17 protein-coding genes and 1 tRNA gene are annotated in these 16,081 nt (G+C 65.2%); 7 read left to right on the forward strand and 11 right to left on the reverse strand.

The features are described 5' to 3' along the window. The first annotated feature begins 145 nt into the window (after nt 1–145). A tRNA-Ser gene (locus ACSQ1X_RS02950) sits at nt 146–230 on the forward strand. Between the two features lie 70 nt (nt 231–300). Here the strand turns inward: ACSQ1X_RS02950 and ACSQ1X_RS02955 are convergent. Then, a complete protein-coding gene (locus ACSQ1X_RS02955; RefSeq protein WP_436056592.1) occupies nt 301–1,230 on the reverse strand; it encodes an oxygenase MpaB family protein in 930 nt (309 codons plus the stop codon). 454 nt (nt 1,231–1,684) lie between these two features. On the opposite strand from ACSQ1X_RS02955, the gene ACSQ1X_RS02960 reads away from it, so the two are divergent. The 4 genes from ACSQ1X_RS02960 (at nt 1,685) to ACSQ1X_RS02975 (ending at nt 6,011) form a co-directional block, all read left to right on the forward strand. Then, nucleotides 1,685–2,827, forward strand: coding sequence for a peptidoglycan DD-metalloendopeptidase family protein (locus tag ACSQ1X_RS02960; RefSeq protein ID WP_436056593.1), 1,143 nt, complete (start codon nt 1,685–1,687; stop codon nt 2,825–2,827). A gap of 117 nt (nt 2,828–2,944) precedes the next feature. Further along, nucleotides 2,945–3,430, forward strand: coding sequence for a glutathione peroxidase (locus ACSQ1X_RS02965; protein WP_436056594.1), 486 nt, complete (start codon nt 2,945–2,947; stop codon nt 3,428–3,430). A gap of 234 nt (nt 3,431–3,664) precedes the next feature. Next, nucleotides 3,665–4,876, forward strand: coding sequence for a formaldehyde dehydrogenase, glutathione-independent (gene fdhA / locus ACSQ1X_RS02970; protein WP_055801011.1), 1,212 nt, complete (start codon nt 3,665–3,667; stop codon nt 4,874–4,876). 196 nt (nt 4,877–5,072) lie between these two features. Then, nucleotides 5,073–6,011 (forward strand): phosphodiesterase, encoded by a 939-nt coding sequence (locus ACSQ1X_RS02975; RefSeq protein ID WP_055801009.1) that lies wholly within the window; start codon nt 5,073–5,075, stop codon nt 6,009–6,011. 18 nt (nt 6,012–6,029) lie between these two features. Here the strand turns inward: ACSQ1X_RS02975 and ACSQ1X_RS02980 are convergent, their stop codons facing one another. Together ACSQ1X_RS02980 and ACSQ1X_RS02985 are read right to left on the reverse strand one after the other, a co-directional pair. After that, on the reverse strand, nt 6,030–7,505 hold the full coding sequence (locus ACSQ1X_RS02980) for a stealth family protein (protein WP_436056595.1): 1,476 nt from the start codon (nt 7,503–7,505) through the stop codon (nt 6,030–6,032). Between the two features lie 197 nt (nt 7,506–7,702). Beyond that, nucleotides 7,703–8,617 carry a hypothetical protein gene (locus tag ACSQ1X_RS02985; protein ID WP_436056596.1) on the reverse strand — a complete coding sequence of 305 codons (915 nt, stop codon included), beginning with the start codon at nt 8,615–8,617 and terminating at the stop codon, nt 7,703–7,705. A gap of 146 nt (nt 8,618–8,763) precedes the next feature. Here ACSQ1X_RS02985 and ACSQ1X_RS02990 point away from each other — a divergent pair, with 146 nt between their 5' ends. Further along, nucleotides 8,764–9,063, forward strand: coding sequence for a type II toxin-antitoxin system VapB family antitoxin (locus tag ACSQ1X_RS02990; RefSeq protein WP_028272925.1), 300 nt, complete (start codon nt 8,764–8,766; stop codon nt 9,061–9,063). Continuing rightward, complete coding sequence (locus tag ACSQ1X_RS02995) at nt 9,056–9,721, forward strand: LytR C-terminal domain-containing protein (protein WP_436056597.1); 666 nt, start codon at nt 9,056–9,058, stop codon at nt 9,719–9,721. Before ACSQ1X_RS02990 ends, ACSQ1X_RS02995 begins: the two co-directional genes overlap by 8 nt. A 61-nt stretch (nt 9,722–9,782) precedes the next feature. Here the strand turns inward: ACSQ1X_RS02995 and ACSQ1X_RS03000 are convergent, their stop codons facing one another. Genes ACSQ1X_RS03000 through ACSQ1X_RS03035 form a run of 8 tightly spaced genes read right to left on the reverse strand, consistent with a single transcriptional unit; the run spans nt 9,783 to nt 16,080 of the window. Beyond that, complete coding sequence (locus tag ACSQ1X_RS03000) at nt 9,783–10,406, reverse strand: TetR/AcrR family transcriptional regulator (RefSeq protein WP_055801003.1); 624 nt, start codon at nt 10,404–10,406, stop codon at nt 9,783–9,785. A 52-nt stretch (nt 10,407–10,458) separates the two neighbouring features. Then, nucleotides 10,459–11,193: a DsbA family oxidoreductase gene (locus ACSQ1X_RS03005; RefSeq protein WP_436056598.1), complete on the reverse strand. Its 735-nt coding sequence runs from the start codon at nt 11,191–11,193 to the stop codon at nt 10,459–10,461. 19 nt (nt 11,194–11,212) lie between these two features. Continuing rightward, a complete protein-coding gene (locus ACSQ1X_RS03010; protein WP_436056599.1) occupies nt 11,213–11,794 on the reverse strand; it encodes an N-acetyltransferase family protein in 582 nt (193 codons plus the stop codon). Between the two features lie 10 nt (nt 11,795–11,804). After that, nucleotides 11,805–12,287 (reverse strand): heme-degrading domain-containing protein, encoded by a 483-nt coding sequence (locus ACSQ1X_RS03015; protein WP_436056600.1) that lies wholly within the window; start codon nt 12,285–12,287, stop codon nt 11,805–11,807. Then, entirely contained in the window at nt 12,280–13,314 is a 1,035-nt protein-coding gene (locus ACSQ1X_RS03020) for a Gfo/Idh/MocA family protein (RefSeq protein WP_436056601.1), read from the reverse strand. The genes ACSQ1X_RS03015 and ACSQ1X_RS03020 overlap by 8 nt, the downstream gene beginning before the upstream one ends. Next, nucleotides 13,307–14,209 (reverse strand): TolB family protein, encoded by a 903-nt coding sequence (locus ACSQ1X_RS03025; protein ID WP_436056602.1) that lies wholly within the window; start codon nt 14,207–14,209, stop codon nt 13,307–13,309. The genes ACSQ1X_RS03020 and ACSQ1X_RS03025 overlap by 8 nt, the downstream gene beginning before the upstream one ends. A gap of 2 nt (nt 14,210–14,211) precedes the next feature. Next, entirely contained in the window at nt 14,212–15,075 is an 864-nt protein-coding gene (locus tag ACSQ1X_RS03030) for a 3-keto-disaccharide hydrolase (protein WP_436056603.1), read from the reverse strand. 3 nt (nt 15,076–15,078) lie between these two features. Beyond that, nucleotides 15,079–16,080, reverse strand: coding sequence for a sugar phosphate isomerase/epimerase family protein (locus tag ACSQ1X_RS03035; RefSeq protein ID WP_055800985.1), 1,002 nt, complete (start codon nt 16,078–16,080; stop codon nt 15,079–15,081). Nucleotide 16,081: the final 1 nt, after the last annotated feature.

Consider the following 16,081-nt stretch of genomic DNA (forward strand, 5'->3'; position numbering starts at 1 on the left):
GGCGCTTTCGGGCAGTGGGATTGCCCTTGCAGTGCACGGGTGTGGGCGGCCGCTGAACTCGCAGCCGTCACGTTCAATCCGGCCCAATTGGGTGATGCCGAAAAGTTCAGGTATTCTAGTATCTGCTTTTGATTCAGAAGCTACTGGAGAATTCGCCTAGCGGCCTATGGCGCACGCCTGGAACGCGTGTTGGGTTAACGCCCTCGGGGGTTCAAATCCCCCATTCTCCGCGTATTGGCCCCGGTCCTTGGACCGGGGCCTTTTTGCGTTCCGGACCTTGGCGGCACATCCGTTCCGCACCTAGGCGGCAAATCCCAGCCGACGAAGCCGCCGTCGTGCGGCCTGCTCGCTCGGTCCCATCCTGCCGCCGGGACGGACCCCGCCCAGGGCCACCCCGACGACGGCGAGCGTCACTTTGGTGCCAAACCTCACCGGAAGCGGGAAGGGGCCCAGCCGAGGCGCCCGGAGTCCCAGCATGTCCCGGTATTTCGGTTCGAGGCTTGAAACCGCGGCGGCAAACAGCATCTTGTATCCGGGCCGCAGTGATGGGTGAAGCGGGGGATTGCGGATGAAGGCCACAATTTCGGCCACCCTTTCATCGGAACGGAGGTCGCCGGCGCAGTACCAGCTGTCCAGCTGCTCCCGCATTTCCGCCTCACTGAGGGGCGGCGAATCCACGCCCATTAGCCGTCCCGCGTGCGCCCACTCCCGAACGTAGGCATCCGGGCCGCCGGGGATGGGCCGGCCCCAGATCTTGTGTGCCGAGAGAAACGCGTCAGTGAACGCGATGTGTACCCACCGGAGCAGCTCGGGGTCGTTGGCCGCGTAGCTCCTGGCGATGCCGTGGGCGTCCACGTAGTCTCCCCGCACCGATTCGTGCAGCCGCAGGACGAAGCCGGATGCTTCATGCGCGGCGGACGTGGAGCCATAGGACACGGTGAAGATCCAGCGGATTGTTCCAGCCAGCCGCCCCAGCGGATCTTCGCGGAACCGTGAATGGTCCTGGACGCCGGCAAGGGCGCCCGGATGGAGGGCCTGCATCAGGAGGGCGCGGATTCCCGCCACAATGGTGGTCATGGAGCCGTGGACCGCCCAGACGGCGGACCCCGGAAGGTGATAACCGGCGTCGTCACCCTCTTCCAGCCGGGGAACCCAGCCCGGCACTGCCCCCCGTGTACCGGTGAATGTTTGCCTGAGCTCGGCCTGCCACTCCCTGAGGACATTGCGCATGGTCCATTCTTGCGCATTCGGGTCCAAATATTCGTCCGGGCTCAGCTCCGGACGAGCCCAAGGAGCCCCCGGCGCCTGTGAATCAGCTGGGAATTCCGGCCGGAAATGGCGGAATCCCGCGGTAGCGTTCTGACGGTCCCGATGTTGGGGGTTCACAGACGGGAGGGGGCTGTGTTCCCATAGGAATCGTAAGTCCGTCGAGATTGGGGTCTGGCGGGCCTATCGCAGGAGTCAGCACGTGGGAAATCACTGGGGATATGGACACGACGAAAATCCCGGCAGGCCTTGCCTCGTCGCTGCACGGATACTTGGCGTCTGCGCTGTGTCAACGTTTGGCGTGATTGCCTTTGGCCTCCAGGGCCCCGCCTCACCGCCGTCGGCAGCGGTTGGTGCAACCTCGCAACAGGCCCCGATGGGCGGTGCAGGAAATGCGCCTTGGTGGCCGGATGCCTTTATGAAACCGCTGGGTATTGCACCGGCGGCCATTAACGCCAATATCAATGCTCTGGTTTCCTACAGCCGCAGCGATATCCGGACCATATCCAAAAGCGGCCACCGCGAACTGAACGTTGCCTCCGACGAAGCGCGGCGGCCACCCGCCGGCTCGCTGATGGCCCCCCTTGAAGTGCTGACGGAAACCTCAGGCTTCGGCCTCCGGGTCAGCCCTTTGACCGCTACTGCGGGTGAGTTCCACTGGGGGCAGGACTTCGCGGCTGCCTGCGGCACCCGGGTCTACGCGGCCGACGCCGGCGTGGTCAGGGCCGTTGGCTGGCACCCCTGGGGCGGTGGCAACCGCGTGGAGATCGACCACGGCAACGGGCTGATCACCACCTACAACCACCTGGAGGGAATTGCCGTCAAGAAGGGCGACTCCGTCCAAGTGGGCGAGGTCATCGCGAAAGTGGGCACCACAGGATCATCCACGGGGTGCCACCTGCATTTCGAGACCATCCTCAACGGCGTCCATGCGAACCCGTTGGACTGGACGCTCCTGCCCACTAAGCAAGTGGATGAGCTCGGGAACATAGACATGATCAGTTACGTCCCCGGGGCCGGCGCCCCTGCGGGAGATCCCACCTGGGCCATTCCCGTCTCGGCAAGCAATTCGCACGCGGTGGAGGGCGGGGACGCGGAAGCACCCGTTCCGGGGTCGCCTTCGGCGTCGGCCACGGCGACGCCTTCCACCTCGGCGACGCCTTCGCCTTCGCCTTCGCCTTCGCCTTCGCCATCGGCGAGTGCGGCGGCGACGACGACTACGTCGGCCGCTCCGGCGACGTCGGGAAGCCCGACGGCGACCACTACGCCGCCACCCACGGGCACCTCAACGGCAACACCGTCGACCACTCCTTCACCGACTGAAACGCCGTCGCCAACCCAGACAGAGCCGTCCACTGCGACGGCGACTCCGACGGAGACCGTGCCGACGGCGCCCCCGGCCGAGCCCACGTACACGCCGACAGCCGAGCCCACGCTCATCCCGACAGCTGAGCCCACGCTCGCGCCGACAGCCGAGCCCACGCTCACTCAAACAGCCGGGCCCGAGCCGACAGCCATTGTTGAACCGTCACCAACCGAGACAGCCACGCCCACTCCCTGACAGCACCTCCCTTCACCGGCTGGAAGCCGGCCGCCGAACTCACCCCGGGCACCAACCCATACACTTGGCCGTTGTCAACGAATAGCAGCCATGACCAGTTTCTTAAGGAAGCCCACCGTGAATTCGATCCACTCCATTCCGCTGACCCTCAACGACGGCACGAAAACTGAATTTGGCCGCTTCAAGGGAAGCGTGGTGTTGGTGGTCAACGTGGCTTCCCAATGTGGTTTCACGCCGCAGTACGCCGGCCTGGAACTGCTGTACGGGAAGTTCCGGGACCGCGGATTCGAAGTCCTGGGCGTCCCGTGCAACCAGTTCGCCGGGCAGGAGCCGGGCAACGACGCTGAAATTGCCGAGTTTTGCGAACGCAACTTCGGTGTCACCTTCCCGCTGACCGCGAAGGCAGACGTGCGCGGCAAGGACCAGCACCCGCTGTACACCGAGCTCACCCGGTTTAAGGCCGGACTCCTTCCCGGCCTCGTGAAGTGGAACTTTGAAAAGTTCCTCGTAAACCGCGACGGCGTGGTGGTGGCACGCTTTGCTCCCACGGTGGAGCCTGACTCACCTGAGGTCATCGCCGCCATCGAAGATGCACTGGCCTGACGGGCTCCCGCCGGAGCAATCTGTTCCGGCCGCTAGGGCCCAACGACCCCTGTTCCTAAGTATGCTTACCGCCTAGACTGGCCGGACCCTCCAATCTGTCAGCACGGCCGCGGCTTCCCGGCGGCGGCACAGCGGACGGCGCGGCCGGTCAATACCTGCCTGGGAGGGCGCATCAGTACTTCGTGAATCACACGGGGCATCCTTGCGGGTGACCGTGAAACCAGGAGGAAAGAGATGACAGGGAACAAAGCCGTTGCCTACAAGGGGCCTGGCAAAGTCGAACTGATCGACATTGACTATCCCAGCTTCGAACTCAAGGACGGGCCGGGCGTCAACCCCGCCAACGTGGGCCGTTCAGTACGTCATGGCGTCATCCTCAAGACCGTCGCCACCAACATCTGCGGCTCCGACCAGCACATGGTTCGCGGCCGGACCACCGCACCTCCGGACCTCGTGCTGGGCCACGAAATCACCGGTGAAGTGGTGGAAGTAGGACCCGACGTCGAATTCATCAAGGTGGGGGACGTCTGCTCCGTTCCCTTCAACATCGCCTGCGGCCGCTGCCGGAACTGCAAGGAACGCAAGACCGGCATCTGCCTCAACGTCAACCCGGACCGGCCGGGAAGCGCCTACGGCTACGTCGACATGGGCGGCTGGGTGGGCGGCCAGGCCAACTACGTCCTGGTGCCCTATGCGGACTGGAACCTGCTGAAATTCCCGGACAAGGACCGGGCCATGGAAAAGATCCTCGACCTGGCCATGCTTTCGGACATCTTCCCCACGGGATTCCATGGGGCTGTGAGCGCCGGCGTCGGGGTCGGCTCCACCGTCTACATTGCCGGGGCCGGCCCGGTTGGCCTGGCCGCGGCAACGAGCGCCCACCTGCTCGGTGCCGCCGTCGTGATTGTGGGCGACCTGAACGAGGGTCGTTTGGCGCAGGCGCGCAGCTTCGGCTGCGAAACCATTGACCTGTCCGAGGGCGGCCCCGCCGAGCAGATCGAACAGATCCTGGGTGTCCCGGAAGTCGACTGCGGCGTCGACGCGGTCGGCTTCGAGGCCAGGGGCCACGGCCACGACGCCAAGGAGGCTCCGGCCACGGTGCTGAACTCGCTGATGGAACTCACCGCGGCCGGCGGCGCGCTGGGCATCCCAGGGCTCTACGTCACGGGAGACCCGGGCGGCATTGACGAGGCTGCCAAAAAGGGCGCGCTGTCCCTCAGCCTGGGAACGGGCTGGGCCAAGTCGCTGAGCTTCACCACGGGCCAGTGTCCCGTCATGAAGTACAACCGCCAGTTGATGATGGCGATCCTGCACGACAAGGTGCATATCGCCAAGAACGTTAACGCCAAGGCAATCACCCTGGAAGATGCGCCCAAGGGCTACGCCGAGTTCGACGCAGGCGCCGCCACGAAGTATGTCCTGAACCCGAACGGCTACCTAAGCTAAGCCGTCAAGGACCGAGTAACCACGTGCCGGCGGACGCATTCTGAGCACGGAGTGTGTCCGCCGGACTACTCGTTTTTTCCATATTTTCAAACATGCCTACTGGAGTTTGCACATTGTTGGCCGAATGTCTGGTTGGATAGACCTTACTGAGAGGGACACTGGAAGCACCAGCTTCCAACCAACCACGAAGGCAGTAATGGAGCTCATCGAGGCCGAACACCCGCGGCCGCGTCATTTTCTTCTCCACCTGAGCGACCCCCACCTGTTGGGAGGTCCGGATCATCTTTATGGCGCAGTAGACAGCGAAGCCCGCCTGAAACAATTGTTTGAGGAAGTCAAAGCCTCAGGGGCCCGTCCGGAAGCCGTGATTTTCACCGGCGATCTTGCTGACCAGGGCGAGGCCGAGGCGTATGCGAAACTCCGGGCCATCGTTGAGCCCGCGTGCAAGGCAATGAACGCTCAGGTCATCTGGGCCATGGGAAACCACGATGACCGTGAGAATTTCCGGACCGGGCTGCTTGACCAGACCGGCAACGACGCGCCGGTGGACCACAGCTACTTCATCAACGGGCTCCGGGTGATCACCCTGGATACGTCAGTGCCGGGATTCCACCACGGCGAACTGAGCCAGGCGCAGCTCGACTGGCTTGCCGAGGAGCTCTCCACTCCCGCTCCGGACGGCACCATCCTGGCCCTGCATCATCCTCCGGTGCCGTCGGTGCTGGACCTTGCCGTCCTCGTGGAGCTCCGGGACCAGCCGGCCCTCGCTGCAGTGCTCCGCAACTCGGATGTCCGCACCATCCTGGCCGGGCACCTGCATTACTCCACCACTGCCACCTTCGCCGGCATTCCGGTATCGGTGGCCTCTGCCACCTGCTACACCCAGGACCTGAACGTCCCTGTGGGCGGCACCCGGCCGCGCGACGGCGGACAGGCTTTCAACCTGGTGCACGTGTACGAACACACCATCGTGCATTCCGTGGTGCCGATCGGCAGCGCGGCGGCAGTGGGCGAAGTGGTCAGTGCGGCCGAAACCCAGCGCCGGCTGGCCGCGGCCGGCATCCGGATCCCGCGGCAGGCGAAACATGGCAACCCGCCGACGCAGACCATCCCGATGATCCGTGCGGGCCGCTGACCCGTACTGCTTTTCGCCCTACTTTTCCCAGGGCGCCTTGATGGGGTAGTACTTTTCCAGGAAGTCCGTCACCAGTTCGGCGCGCTCCTCGGCCTCGACCTCGGGGAAGCTGCCGTCATTTAGGCAGAAGAAGTCCATATTGCGCTTGGCCAGGAGCTTGGGCAGGTAATTGAGGCCGGACCGCATGGTGGTGTCGATGTACCTCACCTTTGCTGCCGTCTGGGTCACCGCCCGTCCGGTCAACAGGGCGTAGTAGTGGTAGAACGAATTCGTCACGGAAATGTTGTCTGCCGCCCGGAACCGGCTGGCGGCGGTTTTGGCGAACTCCTGCGGGAATTCCTTCTCCATGGTGGCCACCACGCTGCGCCGCAACGGAGCTGCGGTGTGCTCCAGGTGCCGGGTGGTGATACGGCCGAACCGGTCCCACAAGAGCTTACGGTTCACCCTGGCGGCATTTTCGAAACCGCTTCGCTCGGCGTCGTTGTCGCCCAGGCCGATGCGGGTTTCCGCCTCGATGAACTTGGTGACGCCGCCCGGGGTGAAGAACATGTCCGGGCCCACGGCGCGGCCGAAGAACATGTCGTCGTTGGAGTACAGGAAGTGCTCAGAGAGTCCTTCGATGTGGTGCAGCTGGCATTCGACCGCCTGCGAGTTGTGGGTCGGGAGCACTGACGGGTCCGCGAAGAATTCCTCGCTGCGCACAATGGTCACCGAGGGGTGGTCAGCCAGCCACTCGGGTGCGGGTGAGTCTGTTGCGATGAAAATGCGCCGCACCCACGGCGCGAACATGTACACCGAGCGCAGGGCATACTTCAGTTCGTTGATCTGGCGGAAGCGGGCCTCGTGGTCATCGCCTTCGCCCACCACAACGCCGGCCATCCGCGCGCGCCGTGCCGCGATGTACTCCGGCGAGCTGCCGTCCACCCAGGAAAACACCATGTCAATATCGAAACTGATGTCGCTGGCGTGGTCCGCGAACATGTTCTCGATGGTGGGCCAGGTGTGGCCGTACCGCTCCACAGTGCCACGCTTGGCGTCGCTGGTGAGCATGGTGCGGCGGGTGAGCGAGTTTTCGATCGGCAGGATCAACTGGTTGCCTTCGAAGCTCCACAGCTCGATCTGCACGCCGGCGGACGAGCCGAAGTCGAAGCCGCCGTCCGGTTCCACGCGCGGGCGGTAGAGCCGGAAAATCCGGGCCTGGCGGTTGGGGGAGAGCTCGCCGTCGGCCACCAGGACGGAGGACTTCTTTTTGGCATCCACGGTCATGGAGTAAACGGGCTCGTCGCGGCACGCCTCAACCAGCGCGTTGCGGAGCTTCTTCCGGTTCTCCCAGTCCAGCGCGATAACGGGCCGGTGGTTGTTGCCGCGGACCAGCAGGTAGTCCAGGCCCGCGTTGGCGAGGACGCCGCGGATGAACAGCAGGTCCTCCACCATGGCCTGGTACGGAGTGCGGGTGGAATTGATCAGCGCATAGCGCCCCCGGTGGCGGACCACGTCGGGGCGGTTTTTCAGCCGTGCGACAGCGGCCGGCGACGTTACCTCGGCGTGGCTCCTGCCGTCGTCGGACGGCTGGCCGCCGTAGTAGATCTCATCCTGTACCAGTGCGTCTGTAATGGTGTTTCTCCGAGCTTTTGTTTATAGAGGTCCTACCTGCATGATAACCCGCCTAAAAAAACTGGACTAATCCGGACTTAGCCGGCCAGGGCGTCCCGCCAGCTGCGCAGGAAAGCCCCGCCGGCGTCGTCGTGGATCACGTCTTCGGCGAGCCCCAGGTCGGCGGCCGTCAGGATCGTGTACGGCTTGACGGGCACTCCGTCCGCGGGGCGGACGTCCACGTGTTTCACGGCGTGGTCGTTGTGGTGCAGCCAGTCGGCCATGGCGTAATCGGTGCGTGAATCGCCCACGGTGCGCCACGCGAGGGGCCGGATGCCCTGCGCTGCGAGCATTTCGACGGCGCGGCTGGCCCCCAGGTCTTTGCCCAGGCGAACAGACTCGATGTCCGTGGAAATGATGGTGGGATCGACACGGTAGTCCACCTGGTCGTCTGAATCGGGTGCGTGGTGGTCCAGCCGGACCACGCCCAGGCCGTGACGGGCCATCAGTTCCATGGCGTCGGCGTCGAACAGTTTCTGTTCTTCGAGGTAGTCCTTGCTGGCCACCTCGATATGCTGCTCCACGGAGACCATGGCACGCTTGGTTTCGTCGTAGAACATGTGTTTCGCGTAGTCCTCGGAGACCAGCCGGCGGACGTCATCGCCGTAGGCGCGGGGAACGGCGAGTTCGTGGTCCACATGGACGGGACCGGGTCCGGCAGCCGTGTAGCTGAACCAGACGGCACCTTTTTCGCAGATGGCGTGGATGACGGTTCCGGCGGGCATGCCGGCAGCGATCATCGGCTCCATCACCTGTTCGCGGATGAATGCGTCCGAGCGGCCCGTATTGAAGATGACGGGAATGCCCGCGGTGGCCAGCGCCACCATGTCCGCGATGATCTCCGGCTTGACGTTGCGGGTGACGGGACTCGCCACCGGACCGTCGACGTCGAGCAGGAGGGCAAGGGGAGGGGCCGACGGCGACGCGGCCGCCTGGTTTTCGGGTGCAGTCATGGCTCCATTCTCTCAGTCCGGTAGGGGCCGGTGCAGAATGTTGCCTTGAGGGTTTCTGCCGGTCAATGGTCACTGTTTGGCTACAACCTTGGAACTGTGCGCGGTCATTCGTTCCCTTGGGCGGGCAACGTCTTTAGGCTTGCAGGGTGATATTCAAAGCTGTGGGCGAGGGCCGCCCTTACCCCGACCATGGTTACAACACTCCCAAGGAGTGGGCCGCCCTTCCTCCGCGCCCCGTCAGGCTAGATGAGCTGGTGACCACCAAGCGCACCCTCGACCTCGAGGCCCTCCTCGCCGAGGACTCCACGTTCTTCGGTGACCTCTTTCCCCACGTTGTGCAATACCGGGGAACCCTATACCTCGAGGACGGCCTGCACCGTGCCGTCCGGACCGCACTGCATCAGCGCACCGCCATCCACGCCCGTGTGCTGGTGATAGATGGCTAGGAAACCCAAGGACATCACTGTCCTGCACGGCCACCGCGTGGTCTCAGGGCAGGAACTCAGGGCCACTTTCGTTGAGCATGACGACACCGAAGAAAACCCTGTCCGGCTGCGCCGGCGGATCCTGCACGGGGTGGTGCTGGTCCTGCTGGTGGGGCTGATCATCTCCGCGATCATCGTAGCGCTGGCCATCATCAACGGACAGATCAAGATTCCGACGGCGGAGCGGAGCCGGTCCGCAGTCTCGGCGTGTCCCGCAACAACGTTTGACTACACACCGAACGACAAGGTCAGCCTCAACGTCTACAACGCCACCAACCGGCCCGGCCTGGCGCGGTCCGTGGCCGACGAGTTCCTGGCCAGGAAATTCGCGGTGGCCGTGGTGGACAACACCCAGTCCGGTTACCGGGGTGTGGCCGCAGTGGTTTCCGGTGCCGCGGGCCAGTCGGCCGCCTTCAGTGTCCAGCGGAACCTGCCCAAGTCGGACTACTTCCAGGATGGCCGTTCGGACGGCAGCGTGGATGTGATCCTGACCGGAGAATTCAAGGAACTGACTGCGCCGGACCTCGTGGACCAGACGCCCGGCCAGCTCAGCTGCCCGCGGGAGAGCCGCCGGATCGTCGACAGCTCCAAGTGGCCGGTGATTCCGAAAGCGGGCTGAGCCGGGGATGTTGACCAGGGGTGCTCTGCGGGGATGCTGGAGCCGGCGAGGCTGAGTCCAGCTACGGCGTGGCAAGCCTGACGGGACGGCCGTCGTCGTCGAACCGTGCCCCCGCGCCCAGCTGGATGAACCGGACGGTGCGGAGCACTGCTTCGGGCGTGCCGTCGCCGCGGGCGGCGCTGGAGGACAGCGTGCCGTGGATGAGCTGGGCCAGCTGGGTGATGTCCGCCTCGGGAAGGTAGCCCTGCGCCATCGCGTCACGCAGGATGTCCTGCAGGAGGAGGCTGAGTTCGCCCACGTGGTCCGCGAGCTTCGAAAAGGACGTGGGCGAAAGCACGGCGGCCATGGCCGGACCGGGCGGCAGGTGGCGGCGGCTCAGGTCCTCCACCTGGGTCCGGACGTACAGTGCCAGGCGCTCCACCGGGTTCTCCAGGGACTGCAGCGACTCCCGCAGGCCGTCGAGGAAGCGCTCGGTTTCGTCCAGCGCGTAGGCGATCAGCAGTTCTTCGATGTCCGCGTAGTAGTTGTACACGGCGGTGCGGCCGATGCCGGCATGGCGGGCAACGTCCGTCATGGTGAGCCCCGGCAGGCCGTGGGTGAAGAGGAGCTCTCCGAAGCCGGTCAGGATGCGGCGTTGGGTCTCGGCTCGTTGGGCAGCATTCGTGGCGGCCGAAATCCTAGGCATACAGACACTTTACAGTGATCTGTCAGCAAACTGCGGCCGCCGGCGCCGGGGGTTAGACGGCGCAGCCGTCGGGGCCGCAGGCTTCCGCGCCGCCGTCGCTGACTTTGCCGCCTTCGCTGCCCGGAGCGCCAGCGCCCGCCATGACCAGGGTCTGCTGTTCCTGCCATGCCTGGTTGAGTGCCTGGCTGAACATCGCTGACGGCTGGGCGCCGGACAGGCCGTACTTGCGGTCGATCACGAAGAACGGCACGCCGCTGATGCCCAGGGCGCGGCCTTCCTCGAAGTCGGACCGGACGTCGTCCGCATACTTGTCGGTGGTGAACAGCTCGTCCAGTTCGCCGGCGTCGATGTCCAGGTCCTGTCCCAGGGACGTGAGGTACTCGCGGCTGCCGATGTCCTTGCCTTGCTCGAAGTGGTCGCTCAGTAAGCGCTCTTTGGCGGCATCCTGCTTGCCGTGGGCGGCAGCCAGGTGGATCAGCCGGTGGGCCGTGAAGCTGTTGGCAACCACGACGGCGTCAAACCGGTAGTTGAGGCCCTCACCCTTCGCCTGTTCCGCCACATGTTCGAACATCTGGGAGACCTGTGCCGGTGCCATGCCTTTACGAGTGCTTAGGTACTCCAGTTCGGTACCGTCGTAGTGTTCGGGCAGGGTGGGGTCCAGCTGGTAGCTGCGCCACTGCACCTGCACGGACTCGCGGTGCGGGAACTCGGCCAGGGCGGCTTCGAAACGGCGCTTGCCGATGTAGCACCAGGGGCACGCGACGTCGGACCAGATCTCAATCTTCATGCTGGCGACAACCGCTTGCTTACCGGGTCCATTCCCCGGCGGGCATGTCGCGTTCGTCACTGGGCACACCTGGGACTGCCCGCTCCATCACGAAGTCGTGCTCCACCGTGGCTCCCAGGTTGAACGATTTGGTGCCGACTTTCCGGAAGCCCGATTTTTCGTAGAAGCGGATGGCCTTTGCGTTCTGGCTGTTGACGCCAAGCCACATGCCGCGGGCACCGGATGCTGCGGCCTCGCCCAGGCTCGCGTGCATCAGTTCGGCCGCGGCACCGAGCCCGTGATGGTCGGGGTGGACGTAGCACTTGCTGAGCTCCGCCGCCGGCAGGATGGTCAGGGCGGCGGCAACGTCCGGGTCAGCGGCCGGACGGTCCACGAGCATGCTGTAGCCGCGGAGGTCGCCGTCGGCATCGATCACCAGGACAGTGATGCCGGGATCCGCCAGATAGCTCCGGAAGTTCGCGTCGCTGAGCGTGTTCGCAAGGTGCGCCGCGATATCGGCGGGGGAGGACTGCGGCGGGCAGGCAAGCGGAAAGGTGACGGCGGCGAGTGCAGCCAGCCGGCCGGCGTCGTCCGCTGTTGCTTTGCGGATGGTGTGCGTCATGCCCAAAATCCTAGTCCGCGACCTCGGCGAGGTAGGTCCTGATGCTGTCGACCACCAGCTGGTGGTCGTCGTCCGAGGACAGTCCGGACGCCGTGACTGCAGCGACGACGCCCGTGCCCCGGACCCGGATCGGGAAGGAGCCTCCGGCCAGCGTGTAGTCCTCCGGCCTGAGCCACCCTCCCTGCGTGGGGTCGAAGCGCTTGGCAGCGAACTCCTCGGACATTAAGGCCGTGCTGCGTTCAAAGCGCAGGGTGCTTGCCGACTTGCGGCGGATCCATTCCTCCTGGTCGGCGGTGGCGCCGGGCAGGACACAGCGGAAGAGGACCACGTTGTGGCGCCGGATATCGATGGCCACGGAATGGCCCTCGGCGATGGCGCGGTTGGCGATGAGCGAGCCGAGGCGCCAGGCGTCGTGATGGTCAAAGCCCGGGAAGACGAGCTCTTCCTCGTGCCGGCGCAGTTCCGTGATTCGTGGTGAGTCGGTGTCAGTCAAGGGAAGTCCCGTCGGGTGTGGCGTCGGCGTCGTAGCTGAGGCCGATCTGGCGGCGGATTTCGTCCATGGCGGTCATGACGGCGACTGATTCACTCGGAGGAAGGATGGTGCCGGCGGTATCACCCGCGCGGATCAGGCGTTCCAGCTCTGCAGCCTGGTACTGCATACCGCGACTGTTGACGGGCTGCTCGTACCGTTCAATAACGCTGCCATCCAGCGCATGAACGGTGAATGGCACGGGGTTGTACCAGGTGGATTCGATGTCGATCCACCCTTCGGTCCCGATGACCATGGCCCGGTTGGCGCTGGCGGCGTCCAGTTCGCAGTCCACAATTGCCTGCCGGCCGCCAGCGTATTCAAAGATGGCCGCAGTCTGCCGGTCCACACCCGTCGCGGTCATGGAGGCACTGGCGCGAATGGTCTCCGGGGTGCCCAGGATGTCGAACGCAAAGGAGATCGGGTAGATGCCGAGGTCCAGCAGCGCTCCGCCACCCAGTGCAGGATCGTTCAGCCGGTGGGCAGGGTCCTTGGGCAGGCTCTGGTTGTGGCTGGCGACCACCTTCCGGACCTCGCCGATGGTGCCTTCCTGGATGATGGCGCGGAGGCGGATCATGTGCGGGAGGAACCGGGTCCACATGGCTTCCAGGGCCACGAGCCCCTTGGATTCCGCGAGGTCAACAATGTCCTGGGCTTCGCGGGCGTTCATGGTGAACGACTTTTCCACCAGCACATGCTTGCCGGCATTCAACGCCAGCACGGCATTGGCATGGTGGAACGGGTGCGGCGTGGCGATGTAGACCACGTCAACCGACGGGTCTGCCACCAAGTCCTCATAGCTGCCGTGCGCGGTTGCCACGCCGTACTGCTCTGCAAACGACTTGCTGGAGTCGAGCGCGCGTGACCCGACGGCCTGCACCGTGAAGCCGTTCTCGTTCAGGTCCTGCGCTTGCAGCCCCGCAATGAATCCGGTGCCGAGGATGCCCCAGCGGATTGCTCCGTCGGAAGTGCCGGTGGGTTGATTAGTCAAGAACGTTGTCCTTTGGTGAGTCGGTGTTGGCCAGCGGGTACGCCACAAACGCAAAGCGCCTGGAATCCGGCGACCAACTATTGACGTTGAGGGTTCCCTGGCCGCCGAAGAGAGGCCAGGTGTGAAGCGGTGCGGTCCAGTCGCTCGTGGAGACAAGCACGACGGCGACCGGCAGGTCCGCGGGGTGGCCCTCCGTGCCGCCGGGGAAGCGGATGTAGCTGGCCAGCTCGCCATCGGGGGAGAGATGGGGAAACCAGTCGACGGTTTCGCTCTCAAGGAGGCGCTCGAAACCGCTTCCGTCAACCTGCACGCGGGCAAGCTGGGCGTGGCCGGGGAGAGAGCTGAAGGACTCCGTGTTCAGGTAGAGCCACTTTCCGTCGGGCGAGTATTCCGGTCCGTCGCAATGGCCGGGTCCGACATCAACCCCGGCGGTAGCGCCGCCGTCGGACGGTATGGTCCTGAGGCGGCCCGGCTGCGTAAAGTCGCCCGCCTCGATACCCACGTAAGCGAGTTCGCCGCCGTCGGGACTCACGCCGTGGAGGAAATGGAACGAACCGTCGTCGGGGGTGACCCGCGCCGCCGGACCTCCACTCAAAGCTACACGGTAGATGTGGCCGTCGTTCGCCGAGAGGTAGATCGCCTGACCGTCGGGTGCCAGGACGTGGTCGTTGTTGAGGTCGGGGATGCCGGCCAGGGGGACCTGGTCGAGTGTCCGGTCCGCCACATCAAAGCTCCACAGCTTCCCGTCCCCGTTGAGGATGAGGGCCGAGCCGTCCAGGGTCCAGTTCGGCGCTTCGAGGAGGAGCTCCTCGGTGCTGTAGACAAGTTCGGATTCGCCCGTGGCGGACGCTATCCACACCTCGCAGCGCTGGCCGGGCTGAAGGGTACGCAGCATGTTCAGAGCTCCTTGATCCGGATGTTCCGCCACCGGCACTGCGCGCCCTTGCCCCAGCGGGCCTCGCCGAACATGGAGTCGTTGTCGTGGACTTCCAACGCGATATGCCCGCGCTCGCCGAGAACAGCCAGGACATCCGCCGGGTCGTAGTTCGGCGAGTCCAGCGTAGCGGTGTCCAGTTCGGCGATCTTGAGGCCGTTGACCCAGGTGGTGATGACCGGCAGCGCGCCGACGCAGCGGATGCGGAGTTCGTTCCAGTCGTTCCAGCGCCAGACGCTGAGGAAGTCCTCGACGTCGGCGGCGTGCTTCAGGCGTGCACGCTTTTCTTCCGTGACGGGCTCCACCGATGTGGCCGGATCGTCCGCTATCAAACCGGTGGGCCGCCCGTCGGCGTCCGTGGCCACGTTGACGGCGAAGGGCACGGCGGAGAAGCTCGCCAGCCCGTTGCCGAAGAACCCGCCGATGCCGCCAGAGGGACGGTGGTCCACCAGGACCTGGAAACCTTCCCACGTATCCGACCGGCGCCGGATCATCACGCCGGTGTCTGCCGGCCAGTCGGGGCGCATTTCCAGCACGAGTTCGAAGTCGCCGTATGCCTGCTCGCTCACCAGGTAGCCGCCGTAGCCGCTGCCGGGGGAGTCCTGCTCGCCGACCAGGACGCCGTCTTCCACGAACCAGCGGGCCGGGTGCTTCTCGGGTTCCACAGGCGGCATCAAACCAAGGTCGGCAAAGCGTTCCAGGAGGGGCGGACCGCCCGGATACTCGGTGCCGTAGACACGGGGTACCGAGCGCCAGCCGGCCAAGGTGGCGCCGTCGAACAGCGGGACAAAACCGTCGCCGCCGTCGGGCGTTTCAATTCCTGGCATGACCTAGTCCTTGCTGCTGAAGGCGGCGTCGAAGCTGGTCTGCGAGGCGGGGAAGTCGAACTTCTTCAGCGCTGCCAGGGCCTCGGGGGCGCCGTGGAGGCGGTCCATGCCGGCGTCTTCCCATTCCACGGAGATGGGGCCGTTGTAGCCGATCGCGGTGAGGGCGCGGAAGGACGATTCCCAGGGGACATCGCCGCGTCCGGCGGAGACGAAGTCCCAGCCGCGTCGGGGGTCGCCCCAGGGCAGGTGGGAGCCCATGACGGTGTTGCGGCCGGTGGGGCGGAGCTTGGTGTCCTTGCAGTCCACGTGGTAGATCCGGTCCTTGAAGTCCCAGATGAAGGAGACCGGGTCGATGCCCTGCCACATGAAGTGGGACGGGTCCCAGTTCAGCCCGAACGCGGGCCGGTGGCCGATCGCTTCGAGGGTGCGGACGGTGGTCCAGTAGTCGTAGGCGATCTCGCTCGGGTGGACTTCGTGGGCGAAGCGGACCCCGCATTCGTCGAAGACGTCCAGGATGGGGTTCCAGCGGTCCGCGAAGTCCTGGTAGCCGGCCTCGATGACTTTCTCGGGGACGGGCGGGAACATGGCGACGTACTGCCAGATGGAGGAGCCGGTGAACCCGACGACGGTGTCCACGCCGAGGGCTTTGGCAAGCCGGGCAGTGTGTTTCATTTCCTCGGCGGCGCGGGTGCGGACGCCTTCGGGGTCGCCGTCGCCCCAGACCTTGGACCCGACAATCGCTTCGTGGCGGAAGTCGATGGGGTCATCGCAGACAGCCTGGCCCTTGAGGTGATTGGAGATGGCCCAGACCTTCAGGTTGTACTTCTCCAGGACGGCAAGTTTGGACTCGACGTAGCCGGGTTCGTCCCAGCGCCAGGCGTCCAGGTGGTCCCCGGAGACGGCGATTTCGAGGCCGTCGTAGCCCCAGCCTGAGGCGAGTTTGGCGACTTCCTCGAAGGGGAGGTCGGCCCACTGGCCGGTGAACAGGGTGTACGGGCGGGGCATG

Source organism: Arthrobacter sp. LjRoot78, assembly GCF_964254335.1.
Lineage (GTDB): Bacteria > Actinomycetota > Actinomycetes > Actinomycetales > Micrococcaceae > Arthrobacter.